Source organism: Flavobacterium piscinae, assembly GCF_004122145.1.
Taxonomy (GTDB): domain Bacteria; phylum Bacteroidota; class Bacteroidia; order Flavobacteriales; family Flavobacteriaceae; genus Flavobacterium; species Flavobacterium piscinae.
Genome location: NZ_SBKQ01000011.1, coordinates 41093 through 61831 on the forward strand (window position 1 = coordinate 41093; position 20739 = coordinate 61831).

The following is a 20739-nucleotide window of genomic DNA, read 5'->3' on the forward strand; positions in this document are numbered from 1 at the left end:
AATTTTAAATCTCAATGGAAAATATCATTTTAATTTTTCTTTGTTTAGCGATTGGCTTTGGACTGCAATTTCTCAAAAGTTTTCCCAAAAACGGGTATGTGGCTCTAAACCATTTTGTAATTTATATTTCACTTCCGGCTTTAGCATTGTATTACATTCCGAAAATTGAAATTTCTTCAAAATTATTGTTTCCAATAGGTATAGCGTGGCTCGGATTTGGGTTGTCTTTTTTGTTTTTTTATAGCTTAGGAAAATGGCTTGGGTGGTCCAAAAAACTCACCGGATGTTTGATTTTAACCGGTGGATTGGGAAATACTTCGTTTGTTGGATTTCCTGTAATTGAAGCGTTATTTGGTCAAGAAGGTTTACAAACGGCTATCATTGTTGATCAACCTGGTTCATTCGTGGTGTTGGCCACTTTAGGAGTAACTGTTGCCTCTGTTTTTTCAAAAGGGGAAGTCGATTCGAAAGCGATTATCAAAAAAATTCTATTTTTTCCACCTTTTATCGCTTTTGTGTTGGCTTGTTTGCTTAATTTCTTGAACATAGATTTCCCCAATATGCTACAAACTGTTTTTCAAAAAGTAGGAGGAACGGTTTCAACAATTGCTTTAGTTTCTGTAGGATTGCAATTAAAAATTGATAAAAAAAGTCAACATTGGAATTTTTTGGCGTTGGGATTGTTCTTTAAATTGATGCTAACGCCTTTTTTTTTCTTGGTTTTATACAAATTTATTTTGAGTGGCGAAGGATTAATTGTCAATGTTTCCATCATGGAAGCAGCAATGGCTCCCATGATAACCGGAGCAATTTTGGCTTCTACTTATGGGTTAAAACCAAAATTGAGTAGCATGATGATTGGTATTGGAATTCCGCTTTCATTTTTAACCTTAGCTTTTTGGTATTGGATACTTTCTTTGCTATAATTTTTTTACCTTTATTGGTTTAAAAATAAAGTATGCAACTCAATTCCGAAATTTTATCCAAATTAGAAAATATCGTTGGTCAATCATTTGTATTTACCGATGAAGAAACCCGAAATCACTTCGGTCAAGATGAAACCGAAGATTATGTTTTCCCACCAAATGTTGTTGTAAAACCATCTACCGCTATTGAAATTTCCAAAATTTTAAAAATTGCGAATCAGTATAAAATTCCGGTTGTACCAATTGGAGCTCGTACCGGTTTGAGTGGCGGTGCTTTATCTGTTCAAGGCGGAATCGGACTTTCGATGGAACGTTTCAATAAAATCCTAAACATCGACGAACAAAATTTACAAGTCATCACCGAACCCGGTGTGATAACACAAGTGTTACGAGAAGCCGTTGCCGAAAAAGGTCTTTTCTATCCGGTTGACCCAAGTAGTATGGGAAGTTGTTTCATCGGCGGAAATGTAGCTGAAAATTCCGGTGGAGCAAGAGCAGTAAAATATGGCGTAACGAAAGATTATGTGTTGAATTTGGAAGTGGTTTTGCCCACGGGAGAAATCATTTGGACCGGTGCCAATACCTTAAAAAATTCAACAGGATACAATCTTACACAATTGATGGTGGGTAGCGAAGGAACATTGGGAATCATTACTAAAATAGTATTGAAATTGATTCCGATTCAAAAACATAATGTGTTGATGCTAGTTCCCTTTTATAAAGCAGAAGAAGCTTGTGAAGCTGTTTCAGCCATTTTTAGAGCCGGAATAGTGCCGAGTGCTTTGGAATTTATGGAACGTGATGCCATTGATTGGACTCTTCAATTTGTAGAGGGGTTGAATGTTCAAGTCAAATCGGATATTCAAGCACATTTGTTAATTGAAGTCGATGGAAATTACCCCGAAATTTTGATGGCGGAAGCCGAAAAAATCATGAATGTGGTAGAACAATTTCAAATTGATGACATTCTTTTTGCGGATACCGAAGATGAAAAAAAGGCGTTGTGGAAAATGCGTCGTAGTGTCGCTGAGGCGGTGAAAGCTCATTCCGTTTACAAAGAAGAAGATACCGTTGTTCCGCGATATGAACTCCCAAAATTGTTGAATGGAATCAAAAATATCGGAAGAAAATACGGTTTTCAATCCGTTTGTTACGGTCATGCCGGCGATGGAAATTTGCATGTGAACATCATCAAAGGTAACTTAAGCGATGAAAACTGGAAAATGGAAGTACCCAAAGGTATCAGAGAAATTTTTGAATTAACCGTTTCTTTAAACGGCACGTTATCCGGTGAACACGGTATTGGTTTTGTACAAAAAGACTTCATGGATATTGCTTTTTCGAAACCTCATTTAGAACTGATGGAGCGGTTAAAATATGTTTTTGACCCGAATGGAATATTAAATCCAGGAAAGATTTTGCCTTGATAAATCATCAAAATTGTAATATTATTATTAAATGTATAACTTTGAAAAGTTTATTAGTGGTTTCTTATTTAAGTTAAATATAAAATGAGCAAAAGAATAAATTATATAATTGAAGAAATCGCTGACCAATATGCTATTGAGGACAACAATAGACCTTGGATTATTGGTTTTAGTGGTGGAAAAGATTCAACAGTCTTACTAACTCTTACTTGGTTGGCTCTATTAAAAATTAAAAACGAAAAAGGAAAATCATTTTTAAAACGTGAAGTATATGTAGTATGTAATGATACGTTGGTTGAAAATCCAATCATTACAAACTATGTAAATAAAATTTTAGAGAAAATCAAAGAGGGTGCTTTAAAACATTCGCTTCCTGTTTTTGTGCAAAAAACAATACCAAGATTAGAAGATTCATTTTTTGTAAATCTAATTGGAAAAGGTTATCCTGCACCTAATAATAGTTTTAGATGGTGTACAGAAAGGTTAAAAATAAAGCCAACTGCTAAATTTGTAACTGATATTGTAAAAAGTGAAGATAACGACCACCACGAAGCAATTATTTTAGTTGGAACTCGAAAAAGTGAAAGTTCTTCAAGAGCAAAATCAATTAAAAAGCACGATATTAAGGGAAAACGTCTAACAAAACACCCATTACAAAATAATGTTTTTGTCTATTCTCCAATAAAAGAGTTGCAATTAGAAGAAATTTGGTATATCATCAATACCTTTCAATCGCCTTGGGGTGCAAATAATAAAGAATTGTTTGATATTTATGCTGATGCAAGTGCAGATGATTACGAATGTCCTACAATGGTTTCAGATAAAGAGCATAAATCTTGTGGACAAAGTCGTTTCGGTTGTTGGACTTGTACGGTTGTAAAACAAGACAAATCTATTTCTGCTCAAATTGAAAACGGACAACAATGGTTAATTCCTTTACGAGATTTAAGAAATTGGATTCAAGAAGAAAGAAATAAACCCGAAAATCGTTCGCATTTCAGAAGAAATGGACTTGAAGCAACCATTCCTCACGGTGGCGTTGTGGAATTAAAACACAGAGCTGAAATTCTTGAAAAAGTTTTTGAAGCACAAAAGCAAATCAATGAATTAGGTTATGAAGTGGAATTAATAAACAAACAAGAATTAATTGCAATTCAAGTTATTTGGTATCGTGATTTATTTTTTCAATACACGGTTTCAGATATTTACAATAAAGTATTTAATAAACATCTTGATATGAAACAGCACAATGAACTCGTAAAAAAAGAAGAAGAACTTCTGTTGTCTGCTTGTGAAAAGGATAAAAAACAATTCACTTTAATACAAGACTTGCTAAAATTAGAAAAGTCTAAAACAATTATGATGAAACGAAGAGGATTGATTGAAGATATTGAAAAACGTTATAAACAATATATCAAAGTAGCTTAAAAAATTGTTTTCAGAAAAACTTCCATATTATATTCATTGTTTTACGCACTTAAAACGAGATGCCAAAAATGGTGGTGCTCCACATAAACCTATTTTATTGTTAAGTATTATTAGTTTGTTTCAAAAAGGAATTTTTACTGATAATCAAATTAATATTTTACCTGAATTAGTTGCTTCTTTTAAATCAAATTGGTCAAAATTGGTAGTAACCAATCATCATCCGATTTTTGCAATGCCATTTTATCATATGAATTCCGAACCTTTTTGGAAATTGATTGCGAATGTTGGGTGCGAAAAATGGATTGAAAGCAAAAGTTCAATGCGAAGTTTAGGAAATCTAACGACTGCTATTAAATTTGCTCTTATTGATGCAGAACTTGCACAATTACTTCTTCAACCTGAAAGCAGAGATATTTTAAAAATTTCCATTTTAGATAAATATTTTCCAGAAACAAAATCAAATTTTGGTAATAATGGAAATGACGATTTACCAAATATTTCTATTTTAAATGAACCTTCGGAAGAGTATAAAAGAAAAATAATTGAATTAAAAAACCAAGTGGATGAAAATGCTTTTCAAGAGGAAGTTTTTATACGAAGTGGATTGTTCAAAAGAGAAATTCCTAAAATTTATAACAATACTTGTGCAATAACGGGTTTAAGGATTGATGCAATAACCAATGTTTCAATGGTTGATGCTTGTCACATTGTTCCTTTTTCAGAAGGTTATGATGACACATTAACAAACGGAATTGCACTTTGTCCGAATCTTCACAGAGCATTTGATAGAGGCTTGATTTCTATCTCTGATGATTATAGAGTAATTATCAATAAAAATTTTGTAGAAAAAACTTCGATTTACAATATTTCTCAATTTGCAGGAAATAAAATAACACTTCCAGAAAATTCTAATTTTCACCCTGCTTTAGAAAATCTTTATCAACATCGAAAAAGATTTAATTTCTAAACTAATTCACATTTGCGTGAGGGATAGAAGCGAAAAGCCCACAGCGAGGAACGAGCGAGGACTTGTAGCGGATAGCCCGACCCGAAGGGACACGCCCAAATAAAAGAATCCAAATCACTTTCAGAGCGAATTAAAAATGGTTTAGATACTTTGTTGCATAAAAAATCATTTATTAAAGATGTAAATGTAGAAATTATCGGAGAAGATATTGATATTAACTTGATTGATTCAAGAGGTAATATCATTAATAAAGATTCACTTTCAAAAGGAGAACAACAGATGTATGCAACAGCATTATTAAAAGGTTTAGTTGATGAATCTAATATTAGTTTCCCTGTATTCATTGACTCGCCAATGCAAAAATTTGATGTTGACCATTCTAATAGTATTGTGAAACATTTTTATCCAAAAGTATCAGAGCAAGTTATCATTTTCCCATTGCTCAAAAAAGAAATGTCAGAAGAAGAATTCAACATTTTATTACCAAATATCAGTAAAACCTATTTGATAAAAAATATTGAAAATGAACAATCTGCATTTGAAAAAGTAGAAAGCAAAGAGGAATTATTTAAAATATTTGAACGAGATTATCAAGATGCAATTTAATATCAAAACTTCATCAGAGCTTGTTAAGAAATTAACGAATAGAATGCAATTAGGCGAAGAAAATCATATCGCCCGAATTTCATTAGCATATTCATTGGCAAAAGGTGCAACTTACACTTCCGAAAATAATTCAACTTCTGAAAAGCAAAAAGAGTATAAAGACAATACTTTATTTGGAAACTATAAAGAGTATTACATTTCTTTAATTTGTCAAAAATATCAAATCCATAAAGATGATACCGATGTTAGAAAGTATCTGAAATGGCATATTGATAGCGGTTTAGAAATGATTAACCTTTATTTTGAAGAAAACAAAAATGTATCAGGTATAGAGTTTCTATTAGACCATATCGAAATTGGAATTGATGCAATAAATGAAAATGAAACCAATTTTGATTTTGTTAAAAACAAAAATAATTCGTTAAAAGAAAAAGAGAGTTATTTAGCACCGATTAAAGTATTAATAGGAGAATATAAAGGGAAAGATATTTATTTCACTCCTAACAATACATCAATGTATGGGAACTGCCACATTGCTGTTGCGGGTCAATCAGGAATGGGTAAGTCTTATTTTGTTAGAAAAATTTTAGAAAGAATTATTACAGAGTCAAAAGGTAAGGTCAATTATCTATATTTAGATTTTAAAGGAATGACTGAAAGCGATAAATCTAATAAAGATTTCAAAGAGTTTTTTAATAATACTAATGCTAAATTAATAGATACACCAACAGACTCATTCCCTGTTAATCCATTGTCATTTATCAATAATGTAAATGAACGAGATAAAATTGTTGGAATAGGTCGTTTTGTTGATATTATAGTTAAATATGCTAATTTAGGAAATGTTCAAAAGCAACATTTAAAAGATGCTACAAGAAAAGCATTTGAAGATAAAAAAGATGGTAGTTATCCAACATTATCAGATATATTAGAAAATGTATACGAGATTGCAGGAGATAAACCTACTTCATTAACGCAAATATTAATAGGTTTAACAGAAATAGAATTGTTTGATAATAACAAATTAGGAGATTTTATCAATGAAAATTACTATTTAAGTCTGTCGGGAGATTTAAGTAAAGAAGTGCGTTTTACAGCTACATTTTTAGTTATTTACTACTTGTATAATATATTTATGAATATGGATAAAGTGCCTATTGAAGACAATTATAGCGGTCTTCGGTATGTATTACTTATTGATGAAGCACATAATGTATTCAAGGAAAAGAAATCACAAGAAATATTAGAAAAATTATTGCGTGAAGTTCGTTCACAAGGTGTTGCTGTAATGTTAGTTTCACAAGGTATTGAAGAATTTAACCAACCAACTTTTGATTTTTCTGAAATGTGTCAATCAACATTTTTAATGCAAATCAAAGATGGCAATAATTGGAAATCTATTAGTAAATTTTTAGGTGCTGGAGAAAAACAAAGAAGTAAAATAAATCGTTCTATGGAATCCATCAATCCAAGACAAGCAATATCAAATATTCGTGAGTTTGAATTTGGAGAAATATTTAATACAAAATAGTATTTTATATCAATCCGGATTTTGAGTTTTCTAATTTTGTGAAATTATATCCAAATCCGGCCGGTTCAACAATCACAATTGAAAGCCAAACCATTACCCTAAAATCAGTTGAGATTTTCAATAGTTTAGGACAATTAATTCAAGCGATTCCCAACGATAATAATCAACTCAGCATAGATGTTTCCATTTTGCAAACCGGAACGTATTTTGTAAAAAAGTACATTCTGATAAAGGAGTAGGAGTGTCGAAGTTTGTGAAACAGTAAATTAGTTTTAATATAATAGAAAAGGATGGTTTCTGCCATCCCTTTTTTTATAGTCCCAATTGCTTTTGAATTTCCGGATTCAACAAATTATCAAAAGATTGAAATTTTGGATTTTGTTCAATGAATTTCCAATTATCCATGGTTGAAGAATGGAAAACTGCCACCCAAATCACATTCTCTTCTATGAAAAAACTATTGCGTTTGGCTTCGTATTTCACAGATTTAATTTTTGGATTAGCTTGAAAGGAAGCAATATTTTTTTGGACTTCCTCTTCTGATAATTTGTCGATAAAATTCACTCGAAAAGTATTTTTAAAAGAAATCACGCAATATTTTTTACCCTCAATTTCCTGAAGCATTCCAAAAGTAAAATTCATGGTCGGGAAAACAAATCGTATCCCTATTTTATCATTTTGAAATTGTTCATCTAATTTAGTTGTTATTTCTTCTTTTGTTATTTTTTCAAAATAATTCGGATGATAAAGTGAAGCTATTCCATCAAAATCCATGTTGTAATGAGCCTCATAAAATTTTTTGGTTTCCAATTTTAATTGTTCCAAAGTTTGTGTTTGGCCATTCCAAAAAGCCAATAAAAATAAGCATACTATTTTTTTCATGTGACGAGATTTTTAACAAATATAAAAATCCCTGACAATTTACATGCCAGGGATTATAAATTCATTTATTTTTTGTTTATACTAAAACCCATTCACCGCTAGCAATCAAGCTTTCTGCTTTTTTGTATTTCATGGATTCTGTTTTGCCACTCATGACATGTTTTACCGTAACCGTATCATTTCGATTGATTTTTGGCATTTCACGAACAATCGTTTCAGTAACTGCTGGTCGCTGACTCGCCATTTCTCCCGCTTGTCTGTTGGCTTGAGCTCCATCGTTTATTTCAGTTGAAGCTTTCGTTTCTGTATAATTTTCTTTTCTGCGAACTTCTCTTGCTTCTTGAATATTCGTTTCATTACGATTTGGTAAATCACCTTTAAACAAGAAAGAAATCACTTCTTTATTTACACCATCCAACATCGCTCTAAACAAATTAAACGCTTCAAACTTATAAATCAATAATGGATCTTTTTGCTCGTGAACGGCCAACTGAACCGATTGTTTCAATTCATCCATTTTGCGTAAATGCTTTTTCCAAGCTTCATCCACAATGGCTAACGTGATATTTTTCTCAAAATCGGCAACCAATTGTTTTCCTTCGCTTTCATACGCTTTTTTCAAGTCGGTTACCACATTCAACGTTTTTTGTCCGTCACTAAAAGGAACAATAATGCGTTCATAGTGATTGTTTGGATTTTCATATACGTTTTTGATAATTGGAAAGGCTTCTCTGGCATCACGTGCATTTTTCTCTTCATAATGAGCTAAAACTGCTTTATAGACTTTTCCGGTGATTTCCATTTCACTCAACTTGTTGAATTCACTTTCAGAAATAGGTGAAGTAATGGAAAAATAACGAATCAATTCAAATTCAAAATTCTTGAAATTAGAAGTGGCTTTGTTTTCATTCGTAATGTTTTCACAGGTGTCATACATCATGTTGGCGATATCCACTTTCAAACGTTCACCGTGTAAAGCATGTCTTCTGCGTTTGTAAATTACTTCCCGTTGTGAATTCATCACATCGTCATATTCCAACAAACGTTTACGCACCCCAAAGTTGTTTTCTTCTACTTTTTTCTGAGCTCTTTCAATCGATTTGGTCATCATTGAATGTTGAATCACTTCGCCTTCTTTCAAGCCCATTCGATCCATTACTTTGGCAACGCGTTCCGAACCAAATAATCGCATTAAATTATCTTCTAACGAAACATAAAACTGTGAACTTCCCGGATCTCCTTGACGACCCGCACGACCACGCAACTGTCTGTCCACACGACGCGAATCGTGACGTTCTGTACCAATAATGGCCAAACCACCGGCAGCTTTTACTTCCGGAGTCAATTTAATATCCGTTCCACGACCTGCCATGTTGGTAGCAATGGTTACCACTCCCGGTTTTCCGGCTTCGGCTACAATTTCTGCCTCTTTTTTATGCATTTTCGCATTCAAAACATTGTGTGGAATGTTTCGCATTTTCAACATTCTACTCAATAATTCTGAAATTTCTACTGAAGTGGTTCCAATCAAAACCGGTCTTCCCGCTTGCGAAAGTTTGGTAACATCTTCAATAACCGCATTAAATTTCTCACGGGTGGTTTTGTATATTAAATCTTCTTGGTCTTTTCTGGCAATTGGTCGGTTAGTTGGAATTTCCACTACATCCAATTTATAAATTTGCCAAAGTTCACCGGCTTCTGTCACAGCTGTTCCGGTCATACCGGCTAATTTGCTGTACATTCTGAAATAATTTTGAAGAGTAACGGTTGCAAAAGTCTGTGTAGCCGCTTCAATTTTTACATTTTCTTTGGCTTCAATCGCTTGGTGTAAACCGTCAGAATAACGACGACCATCCATGATACGACCGGTCTGCTCGTCTACAATCATGATTTTATCTTCCATGATTACATATTCCACATCTTTTTCAAAAAGAGTATAGGCTTTTAATAATTGTGTCAACGTGTGAATGCGTTCCGATTTAATTGAAAAATCTTGGAATAATTTTTCTTTTTCTTCGGCTTCGGCATCTTTGGCCAAATTCATTTTTTCAATTCGGGCAATTTCGGTTCCAATATCCGGTAATACGAAGAAGTTTTCATCTGTATCAGTAGACAAGAATTTAATACCGTTATCCGTTAACTCAACTTGATTATTTTTTTCTTCAATCACAAAATACAACGCTTCATCCACTTTTGGCATTTCGCGGTTGTTGTCTTGCATGTATTGATTCTCCGTTTTTTGAAGCAATTGTTTGATACCTTCTTCGCTCAAAAATTTAATCAAGGCTTTATTTTTCGGCATCGAACGATACGCTCTCAACAATTGAAAACCACCGTCTTTGGTGTTTCCTTCTTTGATTAAACGTTTGGCTTCGGTTAAAAATCCGGTCGCTAAATTGCGTTGTAAAGAAACCAAATTATCAACTTTCGGTTTCAATTCATTAAATTCATGACGGTCTCCTTGCGGAACCGGTCCGGAAATAATTAAAGGTGTTCTGGCATCGTCAATCAAAACCGAATCGACCTCATCGACAATGGCATAATTGTGTTTGCGTTGTACTAAATCGTTTGGCGAATGAGCCATGTTATCTCTTAAGTAATCAAAACCAAATTCATTGTTGGTGCCATAAGTAATATCGGCATCATAGGCTTTTCTTCTCGCATCGGTGTTTGGTTGATGATTATCAATACAATCCACAGTTAAACCATGAAATTCAAACAAAGGAGCTTTCCATGTACTATCACGTTTTGCCAAATAATCATTTACGGTAACCAAATGCACGCCATTTCCGGTTAACGCATTCAAATAGAGTGGGAGTGTAGCCACCAATGTTTTTCCTTCACCGGTTTGCATCTCAGCAATTTTTCCCTGATGCAATACAACTCCACCAATCAACTGAACGTCGTAGTGAATCATGTCCCAAGTGATTTCTTTTCCGGCTGCATTCCATGAATTAGCCCAAACCGCATGATCACCTTCAATCGAAATATAAGATTTAGTAGCTGAAAGTTCAATGTCTTTTGGAGTAGCTTTTACGGTAATGTTAGTATTGTCTTTAAAACGTTTTGCTGTTTCTTTTACCACAGCAAATGCTTCGGGAAGAATTTCGTTTAACGTTTTTTCTGAGATTTCGTAGGCTTCTTTTTCTAAAGTATCAATTGAAGCATAAATGTCTTCTCTTTTATCAATGTCAGTAATTTGATCCACTTCAACTTTTAACGATGCGATTTTGGCATCTTTTTCAGCACGAGCCTGTTTTATTTTTTCTTTAAAAAAAACAGTTTTGGCTCGTAATTCATCATGTGATAGTGAAGAAAGACTACTTTCAAATGTTTTTATTTTCGTAATAAGAGGTTGTATTGCTTTGACATCTTTTTCGGATTTGTCGCCCACAAATGCTTTCAGAATACTATTAATGAAACTCATTTTATTTTGATTTATAATGTTATAAAATCCCGATGATTCGGGATGCAAATTTACACAAAAAAAAAGCCTCGTTTGAGACTTCTTTTTGGTGTTTTTTTATTTTTGTTTTAATATTCGTCCTCGTTCCAAAGATAATCTTCGTCTGTAGGATAATCCGGCCAAATTTCTTCCATCGATTCGTAAATTTCGCCTTCGTCTTCAATAGATTGAAGGTTTTCCACTACTTCGAGGGGAGCACCCGTTCTGATAGCATAGTCAATAAGCTCATCTTTGGTGGCTGGCCACGGTGCATCACTCAAATAGGATGCTAATTCTAATGTCCAATACATCTTCTATCGATTTAATTTTATGCAAAAATAAATTTTCTACTGATATAGTCAAGTAAAAAGTGATTTATTTTACCAAAAAGTAATTTTTAATACTTTTAAAAGGTAAGAACGTCTTTGAAATAGTTTTCAGTATTTAGATTTCAGTGTTCAGATTATACTAATAATCGACAACCGACAACCGATTACTCCTTCCTCGGAATCCATTTAACTTCATCCGCTTGAAGATCAAAGGACAACTTTCGTGCCAACACAAAAAGATAGTCAGAAAGTCGGTTTAGGTATTTTAAAACCTGCTCATCTGTCGGTTCTAATTCGTGAAGGTGCACCGATAGGCGTTCGGCTCTGCGGCATACACAACGAGCAATATGACAATATGACACAGTTGTGTGTCCGCCAGGAAGCACAAAATGCGTCATCGGAGGTAAGGCATCGTTCATCGTATCGATTTCATTTTCCAATAATTGAATATCGGCCTCCGAAATTCGATTGATGTTTAAGCGTGGCTGTCCATTTTTTAACACTTCTTTTTCCGGTGGAGTGGCTAAGATAGCTCCAACGGTAAAAAGGCGGTCTTGCACTTCAATTAAAACATTTTTATAAAGTTGATTGATGTTCTGGTCACGAATTAAACCGATATGCGAATTCAATTCGTCCACCGTTCCGTAACTTTCAATTCGAATGTGGTGTTTAGGAACGCGTGTTCCGCCAAAAAGTGCGGTGGTACCGCTGTCGCCGGTTTTGGTATATATTTTCATGTTTGAGAAGCTGAGGTTCTGAGAAGCTGAGTAACTGAGTTTTTTATTTTGCTAAATTACGAATTTTTTTTTCTCAGTCACTCAGAACCTCAGCTTCTCAGTAACTTTCAAAAAACATTCCACAAATCGTTCTCTCGCTCCTTTCGCTAAGTCAAAATACAAATCGGGTTCTATGAGTTCAATTTCCATTAAGTGAAGTTTATTATCAATGACAATACCATCTACACGAGCATACAACATTTGTTCTGGAATTTTTGATAAAACCAATTCTGCTTGATGCAATAAATCATCATTGGGTTGAATTAATGTATATTTTCCACCGTATTGAATTTGAACTCTAAAATCATTTTCGACGGGTTTTTTATTGACAGCATGTGAAAATTTTCCATTGAAAAAGATAAACGAAGTTTCGCCCAATTCTTTTATTTCCGGACGAAATTCTTGCAAGAGAAAATCTTTTGTTGCAAAATGTTCTTTAAATTCTGTTTGGATGGAGGTTAATTCGCTTCGGTCAATTAATTTAGTCAAATAACTTCCGGCGGAAAAAGCAGGTTTAATCACTATTTTCTCCCAACTTTCCGGAATTAAATCGTATAAATTTGAAGTTGAATTTTTTTCTAAAAAAATTGTCGGAAGTATTAAAATTCCCTCTTTTTCAAGTTCTTTTAAATAAAATTTATGTTTGTTTTGTTGGATAACTGAAATCGGATTGAATGTTTTAATTCCCAACGATTCGATTTTATCTAACCACGAATTAAATGCGGTTTCTTTTTGATAATAATCCCAGGTGTTTCTGAAAATGAGGGCATCAAATTCAGACCAATCAACTGAAATATCATCCCAAATTACAGCTTTTGCAAAAACATTTTCCTTCGCAAAAAGCGGAATTAGTTTTTGGTCTGAGGGTAAAAGTTCAGGTAATCGGGCACAAGTAAGTATTCCAATTTTCATCAGATTATTTTTTCTTTTTGGAATAATAATTGGTTTTGAAACTGCGATTTCGGCGATTTCCTCTTTGTTTATTGGCCATTCGTGTCACAATGATAACTGCTACAAAAAGAATAACCATGACGATAATTAGGGTTTTCATATACAATAAACTTGATGTAACAAAGTTACGAATTGTTTATTTTACCCGCTCGTCTTTTTCTACAATTCCGTCTCGCAAACGGATAATTCGGTGGGCATAAGCAGCAATATCTTCTTCGTGGGTAACTAAAATGACTGTATTTCCGTTTTTATGAATCTCATTGAAAAGACCCATGATTTCCTCTGAAGTTTTGGAATCTAAATTTCCGGTTGGCTCATCGGCTAAAATGATAGAAGGTTTGTTCACTAATGCTCTGGCAACTGCTACACGTTGTCGTTGACCACCCGAAAGTTCGTTGGGTTTGTGGTCCATTCTATCGGCTAAACCCACTTGAGTGAGAACTTCAGAAGCTCTTTCATGACGTTCTGATTTGGAGTGACCGGCATATACCATAGGCAAAGCAACATTGTCTAACGCTGTTGTTCTGGGCATCAAATTAAAGGTTTGAAAAACGAATCCGATTTCTTTGTTTCGGATTTCGGCTAATTCATCATCGTGCATTTTACTGACATCCTTTCCGTTTAAAATGTACGTTCCCGATGTGGGTGTATCCAAACAACCCAAAAGATTCATCAAAGTAGATTTTCCGGAACCGGATGGTCCCATCAACGCCACATATTCACCTTTGTTGATTTCTAAATCGATTCCTTTCAGAACATAAATCGTTTCACTTCCTAAAACAAAGTCACGTTTTAAATCGGAGATTTTAATTAATGGATTAGCCATTGGAGTTTGGATTTTTGATTAACGATTGCAGATTTTTTGATTTACAATACTCGTCATATAAGTAGTAAAAACACATTAATTGTTACACTATTTTTCTTAAAATTAAGCACGAATAACAAAATGCTCTTTCTCTTGTTCTTTTCTGAAAAATACAATTCCCCATTGAAAAGTATCAATCGTAACAGTCACTTTAGGATGGTTTTTAATAACTTTCCATGCTTCTTCCATGTCTTTGGACCAGTGAATGTCATCGAAAATCCAAGCCGAATCATTTAAAATGGTTGGTAATAATAATTCGAAATAGTTTAAAGTAGCTGATTTGGAGTGATTCCCGTCGAAGTAGATAAAGTTGTAAGTTGTCGGTTGTGGGTTGTGGGTTATCAAAAAATCTTCAAATTTTGTGTGTACAAAATCAATGTTGTTTAGATTTTGTAATTGACATTGATTTTTTGCAATTGCCATTGTATTCGGACAACCTTCTAACGTAATTATTTTTGAATTTTTGTTTCCTAACGATAGGGCAGAAGTAGCTAATCCTAAAGAAGTTCCGATTTCTAAAATATATTCCGGTTGGAAATAACGAACCATTCGAAACAATAATTCCCCATTTTTAATAGAAATTCCGGCATTTTTGGCAATCGCGGAAACTTTTCTTTTATTGGATTTAAAAACTCGAGAGCCGGCACCAAAATCGGTTACTTCAATGGTATTTTCATTTTCTAAAAGGGAGTTTCGGTATGCTTTTAAAATGGAATAGTCGAGATAGTTTGTTTTATTATAAAAACATTTCGTCACCAAATCAAATACAAATGGCGAATGCACTCCGTGTTCGTTTTTGGAATGGTAAAGGAATTTTAGATATGATTTTAGGATGTGTTTCATTTTTAGACGCAGTCACAGTTACGGTTTTCAGTTATAGTTTCTTAGTCTCAGTTTGGTTTGCAGCCAAATTTATCAGGGTTATTGATCATAAAATTAATTAATTTACCAATTTCTTTTGATTTTGTTGTTAAATCTGAATGTATTTCATTTGAAATATAACCACATTCCAATGAAAAATCTAACCAAACAGTAGTTTCAGAATTTTCTCCATCACAATCCGTAAGTTTACATATAAAATGATTAACATATCTTCTTTTTCTATAGGCTTCCGCCATATTTGCACAAACACTTCTAGATGATCGTCGTACTTGATCAGTTAATGAATATTTTTCTTCTTTGGGAAATAAATTACTGATTTTATAAATTTCCATGGCTAATAAAAAAGCTTTTTGATAGGCTAATAATTCTTTGAAATCCATTTTTCTTCTTTTTTAAAATATATATTTTAATCAAACTGCGACTGAAAACCGCGACTGCGACTGAAAACTATTTACTCCATTTTACTAGATAATTCAAACCATCTTTCTTCTTTTTCTTCCAATTTCTTTATAATCACTTGCAACTCATTTGCTTTTTTCTCAATAGCGTCATCTGCTACTTTTCCATCGGCAAAAAGTTGTTCGATTTGCTTTTTCTCGAATTCTAAATCTTTGATTTCGCGTTCAATTTTCTGAAATTCTTTTTGCTCGTTAAACGTTAAACCTTCTTTAACTTGCTTTTCTTTCCAATTTGTTTTTTCAGTGCTAACATTAGATAAATTTTTAGGTTCAGCACTATCTTCATAAGCTCTGAAATCGGAATAATTACCGGGGAAATCTTCAATAACACCCTCGCCTCTGAAAACAAATAGGTGGTCCACGATTTTATCCATGAAATATCTATCGTGTGAAACTACTAGCAAACATCCCGGAAAATCCAATAGAAAGCTTTCCAACACATTCAAAGTCACAATGTCTAAATCATTGGTGGGCTCATCCAAAATCAAAAAGTTCGGATTCTGAATCAAAACCGTACACAAATACAAACGTTTTAATTCGCCACCACTCAATTTTTCCACAAAATCATACTGTTTTTTGGCATCAAATAGAAAACGTTCCAACAATTGCGAAGCTGAAATGATTTTCCCTTTCGTAAGTGGAATATATTCGCCGTATTCTTTAATTATATCAATCACTTTCTGACCCGGTTTTGGGTTGATGCCGCTTTGCGTATAATAACCCACCTTTATCGTATCGCCAATTACTACTTTTCCGGCATCAGGCAAGATAGTTTTGGTTAAAATATTCAAAAAAGTTGATTTTCCGGTTCCGTTTTTACCGATAATTCCAATCCGTTCACCACGTTGAAAATCATAGGAGAAATTATCTAAAATTACCCTGTCTTTGAACTTTTTATACAACTTGTGGAGCTCAATAATCTTGCTTCCCATGCGTTCCATGTTGATTTCCAATTCTACCACATTTTCTTTTCGGCGACTTTCTGCTACCGCTTTTATTTTATAAAAATCATCCTGACGTGATTTCGATTTGGTCGTTCTCGCTTTGGGTTGGCGACGCATCCAAGCCAATTCTTTTACGAAGAGGTTTTGAGCTTTATCGATACTGGCATTTTCAGAAGCAATTCGTTCTTCTTTCTTTTGCAAATAATAGGAATAGTTACCTTTGTATTGATACAATTTGCCATTGTCCAATTCAATGATTTCGTTGCAAACCCGTTCCAAAAAGAAACGGTCGTGCGTCACCATAAACAACGTGATGTTTTCTTTGGCAAAATAATCTTCCAGCCATTCAATCATCTCCAAATCCAGATGGTTAGTGGGTTCATCCAAAATCAACAAATCCGGACGATTAATTAAAATGATGGCTAAGGAAAGTCGTTTTTTTTGTCCACCCGAGAGACTTTTGACTTTCAATTTAAAATCTTCCAGTTTCAATTTGAACAAGATTTGCTTGAATTGTGTTTCAAAATCCCAAGCGTTGTGTTGATCCATCAAATCAAACGCTTTTTGATAAGCTTCTTCATTTTCAGGGTTTTGAAGAGCTTTTTCATATTGCTCAATCACTTTGAGCGTTTCGTTATCGCTGGCAAAAATGCTTTCCTCAATGGTCAATTCATCTTGCAAATTCGGTTTTTGCGACAAAAAAGCCATTCGGATATTTTTTCGAATCACAACCTGACCCGTATCCGGCTCATCAAAACCATTAATAATGTTCATAACGGTCGTTTTTCCCGAACCGTTTTTGGCAATAAAAGCAATTTTTTGGTCTTTATTAATACCAAACGAAATGTTGTCAAATAAAACGCGTTCGCCGAAGGATTTAGATATATTTTCTACTGAAAGGTAATTCATGTAAGGTGTCAATAAGGCAATTTGCCAATTAGTCAATGGTTTTAGAAGTACAAAAGTAATGCTTTATTTTTTCTGAAACGAATTAGTAAAATAGCTGATTTTTATATGAATCCAAATAATAAATCATTATTTTTACTTTTTTAAACATAATGCCATGAGTAAAAAGAATCAAAACCACGAAAACAAAAACATCAACAAAGTTGAAGAACCGATCGCGGAATACAATGTTGAAAAAAATAGTGTTCAAGAAGAAGAATTACATCCATTATTAATAAAAGTTTTGGAAAAATCGATACAAGATGCTAAAGAGGACAAAGGGATTTCAAATGAAGAAATGCAAAAAAGAATTAAACTAAAATATCCTTTTTTGAAATGACATATCAGATAATTTGGCAACCAAATTCTCAAATATCCTATTATGATGAAATCGATTTTATTTTCCGTAAATGGAACCATAAAGAGGTTCAGAAATTTCAGGATTTAGTATTCGAAAACTTGAACAGACTTTCAGAAAATCCATTAATTGGAATTTATGATAATTCAAATAAAATATACTCAATTGTTATTTCAAAGCAAACTAAACTTTTTTATACAATTGATTTAATAAATAAAGTAGTTGATTTGCATTTATTTTGGAACAATTCAAAAAATCCTCAAGATTTAAATAAGTTGCTGTAAATTTGCCTTATGCAACTATCTGTCATCATCCTCAATTACAACGTTCGCTATTTCTTAGAACAATGTGTGCTCAGTGTGCAGACTGCTTTGCAACACATTGAGGGTGAAATTATTGTGGTCGATAACAATTCTTCTGACGATAGTTGTCAAATGATGAAAACCCGTTTTCCTGACATCAAACTAATTGAGAACAAAAAAAATACCGGTTTCCCAAAAGGTAATAACATTGGCGTTGCACAAGCTAAAGGCGAATACATTTGTATTTTAAACCCTGATACGGTTGTTGCAGAAGATACTTTTACAAAGATTTTTAACTCCAAACTCCTAACTCCAAACTCCCAACTCGGAATAATCGGATGCAAACTCATCGACGGTACCGGAAATTTTCTCCCGGAGAGTAAACGAGGCATTCCCACGCCTTGGGTGGCATTTACTAAGATTTTTGGATTGTATAAAATTTTTCCGAAAATTAAGTTGTTCAACCAATATTATGCTCAACATTTATCCGAAAATCAATCCGGAAAAGTGGATATTTTAGTGGGAGCTTTTATGGTGATGAAACGCGATTTGTATACTGAACTGGGTGGATTTGACGAAAATTGTTTCATGTATTCCGATGATATTGACTTGAGTTATAGGGTTTTGAAAAATGGAAAATCTAATTTCTATTTTGCCAAAACGACCGTCATTCATTATAAAGGAGAAAGCACTGTAAAAGACGAAACCTATATGAAACGTTTTCAAGAAGCGATGGATTATTTTTATGCCAAACATTTCAAAAAATCAGGTTTTTTTAGTTTTTTTATGAAAGTTGGTAGCTTCTTTTTTGCTTTTTTAAAGAAAAATAAAACAGGAATTTCCAATATAAAAATAGACAGTTATATTTTAATTTCTCAAAACGAGTTATTAAAAGAAAAACTCGAAAAATTGTTAGGAAAAAATGTAAAACAGCTTTCTACTACTTTTAAAAATGAATTACCTTCGCTTTTAAAAGGAATAAATTCTAACGTTGAAATTATTTTTGATCAGGATGATTTTTCATTTTCTACCATTATCTCCGCCATGGAAACGTATAAAAGTAAAAATGTTACATTCAAAATCATCCCCAATCAAAGTAATTTTATGCTTGGAAGCAACAACAGCAACGATAGAGGCGAAGTCGTATTGATTGAAAATTGAAGAATTTTGATTATTGATTTTTGAAGTTGACATGGCTATTGCTATTGATTTTTGATATTGAAAATTTTATTGATTATTGCTAAAATCAATCCTTTTTTTAGTAAATTCGCAAACTGAAATAAAAAATAAACCTTTAGGTTAACAATATGGCAAAATTTGAATTAAAATTGCCCAAAATGGGAGAAAGCGTTGCCGAGGCAACCATTACCAATTGGCTTAAAAAAGTTGGAGAAAAAATCGAAGCCGATGAAGCGGTCTTAGAAATCGCTACCGACAAAGTAGATAGTGAAGTTCCTTCGGAAGTTTCCGGAACATTAGTTGAAATTTTATTTCAAGTAGATGATGTGGTTAAAGTGGGTCAAACCATTGCAATTATTGATACCGAAGGCGGAAATGCTCCAGTTGAATCTCCTAAAGAAGAAGTAGTCGAAGCTGTTGCTCAAATTGAGAAAGCCATTGAAGTGGTGAAAGAAACGGTTCAAACCGCTGCTCCTGTTGAGGTAGATTTTTCAGCATCAGAGAAATTCTTTTCTCCTTTAGTGAAAAATATTGCCAAAGAAGAAGGGGTTTCTATTGCAGAATTAGAAAGTATAAAAGGCACCGGTAAAGAAGGTCGTGTTACCAAAGACGATATCATAGCATATGTAAAAGACCGTGCTAATAAACCTGCAGTTGCTGCAGCTCCAAAAGTAGAACCGGTTGCTGTTGATCCCGAAACTTCGGGACCAAAAGTTGAAGTAAAGGTTGAAGCTCCAAAAGTTGAAGTTCCTAAAACAGAATCAACTCCTGAGAAAAAAATACCGGTTTCCGTAAACGGTCAAGACGAAATCATCGAAATGGATCGTATGCGTAAACTGATTTCAGGATATATGGTAGCTTCTAAACAAACTTCGGCACACGTGCAGTCGTTTATTGAAGTGGATGTAACCAACATCGTGAATTGGAGAAATAAAGTGAAAGATGCTTTTGAAAAAAGAGAAGGCGAGAAGCTAACGTTTACACCAATATTTATGGAAGCTGTGGCAAAAGCCATCAAAGACTTCCCAATGATTAATATTTCGGTAGAAGGCGATTATATCATCAAAAAGAAAAACATCAATTTAGGAATGGCTGCGGCTTTACCGAACGGAAATTTAATTGTACCGGTTATCAAAAATGCAGATATGCTTAACTTAGTCGGATTGACCAAAACCGTGAATGACCTAGCGAACCGTGCTCGAAATAACCAATTAAAACCGGACGAAATTCAAGGCGGAACCTACACCGTAACCAACGTGGGAACTTTTGGAAGTGTTTTCGGAACACCCATCATCAACCAGCCACAAGTAGCGATTTTAGCTTTAGGTGCCATCCGAAAAGTTCCCGCAGTTATCGAAGCTCCAACCGGAGATTATATTGGAATTCGCCATAAAATGTTCTTATCGCACAGTTACGATCACCGTGTAGTGGATGGTTCATTGGGCGGACAATTCGTTAAACGCGTAGCGGATTATTTAGAAGGTTTTAGCGAGAATAGAGAATTCTAAAAAGTAAAATGATAAAATTTTAACCCTTTC

General features: G+C 33.7%; 21 protein-coding genes. 11 read left to right on the forward strand and 10 right to left on the reverse strand.

The features are described from left to right. Positions 1-14: 14 nt before the first annotated feature. The 7 genes from EQG68_RS11065 (at position 15) to EQG68_RS11095 (ending at position 7124) form a co-directional block, all read left to right on the forward strand. Positions 15-926 carry an AEC family transporter gene (locus EQG68_RS11065; protein WP_129464954.1) on the forward strand — a complete coding sequence of 304 codons (912 nt, stop codon included), beginning with the start codon at positions 15-17 and terminating at the stop codon, positions 924-926. Positions 927-958: 32 nt separating this feature from the next. Then, a complete protein-coding gene (locus tag EQG68_RS11070) occupies positions 959-2353 on the forward strand; it encodes an FAD-binding oxidoreductase (RefSeq protein ID WP_129464955.1) in 1395 nt (464 codons plus the stop codon). Between the two features lie 84 nt (positions 2354-2437). Then, positions 2438-3781, forward strand: coding sequence for a DNA phosphorothioation system sulfurtransferase DndC (gene dndC / locus EQG68_RS11075; protein ID WP_129464956.1), 1344 nt, complete (start codon positions 2438-2440; stop codon positions 3779-3781). A gap of 4 nt (positions 3782-3785) precedes the next feature. Continuing rightward, entirely contained in the window at positions 3786-4748 is a 963-nt protein-coding gene (locus EQG68_RS11080) for an HNH endonuclease (RefSeq protein WP_246011724.1), read from the forward strand. A gap of 150 nt (positions 4749-4898) precedes the next feature. Then, a complete protein-coding gene (locus EQG68_RS11085) occupies positions 4899-5354 on the forward strand; it encodes a hypothetical protein (protein ID WP_187347465.1) in 456 nt (151 codons plus the stop codon). After that, positions 5326-6885 carry a DndE family protein gene (locus EQG68_RS11090; protein WP_246011726.1) on the forward strand — a complete coding sequence of 520 codons (1560 nt, stop codon included), beginning with the start codon at positions 5326-5328 and terminating at the stop codon, positions 6883-6885. The genes EQG68_RS11085 and EQG68_RS11090 overlap by 29 nt, the downstream gene beginning before the upstream one ends. Positions 6886-6923: 38 nt before the next feature. Continuing rightward, the gene (locus EQG68_RS11095; RefSeq protein WP_164975439.1) at positions 6924-7124 is read left to right on the forward strand and encodes a T9SS type A sorting domain-containing protein; all 201 of its coding nucleotides are present in this window, start codon (positions 6924-6926) and stop codon (positions 7122-7124) included. 73 nt (positions 7125-7197) lie between these two features. Here EQG68_RS11095 and EQG68_RS11100 read toward each other — a convergent pair whose 3' ends face one another. The 10 genes from EQG68_RS11100 to EQG68_RS11140 form a co-directional block, all read right to left on the reverse strand. Further along, positions 7198-7767 carry a hypothetical protein gene (locus tag EQG68_RS11100; protein WP_129464958.1) on the reverse strand — a complete coding sequence of 190 codons (570 nt, stop codon included), beginning with the start codon at positions 7765-7767 and terminating at the stop codon, positions 7198-7200. A gap of 76 nt (positions 7768-7843) precedes the next feature. Further along, complete coding sequence (secA, locus tag EQG68_RS11105) at positions 7844-11194, reverse strand: preprotein translocase subunit SecA (RefSeq protein ID WP_129464959.1); 3351 nt, start codon at positions 11192-11194, stop codon at positions 7844-7846. A 107-nt stretch (positions 11195-11301) separates the two neighbouring features. After that, positions 11302-11523, reverse strand: a complete 222-nt coding sequence (locus EQG68_RS11110) for a DUF2795 domain-containing protein (protein WP_002986941.1) — start codon at positions 11521-11523, stop codon at positions 11302-11304. A gap of 182 nt (positions 11524-11705) precedes the next feature. Continuing rightward, entirely contained in the window at positions 11706-12278 is a 573-nt protein-coding gene (locus tag EQG68_RS11115) for a cob(I)yrinic acid a,c-diamide adenosyltransferase (protein WP_129464960.1), read from the reverse strand. Positions 12279-12359: 81 nt separating this feature from the next. After that, on the reverse strand, positions 12360-13229 hold the full coding sequence (locus EQG68_RS11120) for an ATP-grasp domain-containing protein (RefSeq protein WP_129464961.1): 870 nt from the start codon (positions 13227-13229) through the stop codon (positions 12360-12362). Between the two features lie 4 nt (positions 13230-13233). Beyond that, positions 13234-13368, reverse strand: a complete 135-nt coding sequence (locus EQG68_RS15320; RefSeq protein ID WP_262707602.1) for a hypothetical protein — start codon at positions 13366-13368, stop codon at positions 13234-13236. A gap of 36 nt (positions 13369-13404) precedes the next feature. Next, the gene (locus EQG68_RS11125) at positions 13405-14094 is read right to left on the reverse strand and encodes an ABC transporter ATP-binding protein (RefSeq protein WP_129464962.1); all 690 of its coding nucleotides are present in this window, start codon (positions 14092-14094) and stop codon (positions 13405-13407) included. 102 nt (positions 14095-14196) lie between these two features. After that, a complete protein-coding gene (locus tag EQG68_RS11130; RefSeq protein WP_129464963.1) occupies positions 14197-14976 on the reverse strand; it encodes an O-methyltransferase in 780 nt (259 codons plus the stop codon). A gap of 47 nt (positions 14977-15023) precedes the next feature. Continuing rightward, positions 15024-15395: a four helix bundle protein gene (locus EQG68_RS11135; protein ID WP_129464964.1), complete on the reverse strand. Its 372-nt coding sequence runs from the start codon at positions 15393-15395 to the stop codon at positions 15024-15026. 71 nt (positions 15396-15466) lie between these two features. Continuing rightward, positions 15467-17326, reverse strand: a complete 1860-nt coding sequence (locus EQG68_RS11140; RefSeq protein WP_129465050.1) for an ABC-F family ATP-binding cassette domain-containing protein — start codon at positions 17324-17326, stop codon at positions 15467-15469. A gap of 154 nt (positions 17327-17480) precedes the next feature. Between EQG68_RS11140 and EQG68_RS11145 the strand changes: the two genes are divergently transcribed. From EQG68_RS11145 to EQG68_RS11160, 4 genes are all read left to right on the forward strand, one after another. Beyond that, entirely contained in the window at positions 17481-17702 is a 222-nt protein-coding gene (locus tag EQG68_RS11145) for a hypothetical protein (protein ID WP_129464965.1), read from the forward strand. Further along, positions 17699-18004, forward strand: a complete 306-nt coding sequence (locus EQG68_RS11150; RefSeq protein ID WP_129464966.1) for a type 2 periplasmic-binding domain-containing protein — start codon at positions 17699-17701, stop codon at positions 18002-18004. Before EQG68_RS11145 ends, EQG68_RS11150 begins: the two co-directional genes overlap by 4 nt. 9 nt (positions 18005-18013) lie before the next feature. Next, entirely contained in the window at positions 18014-19183 is a 1170-nt protein-coding gene (locus EQG68_RS11155; protein WP_129464967.1) for a glycosyltransferase family 2 protein, read from the forward strand. A 146-nt stretch (positions 19184-19329) separates the two neighbouring features. Beyond that, complete coding sequence (locus EQG68_RS11160) at positions 19330-20709, forward strand: dihydrolipoamide acetyltransferase family protein (RefSeq protein ID WP_129464968.1); 1380 nt, start codon at positions 19330-19332, stop codon at positions 20707-20709. Positions 20710-20739: the final 30 nt, after the last annotated feature.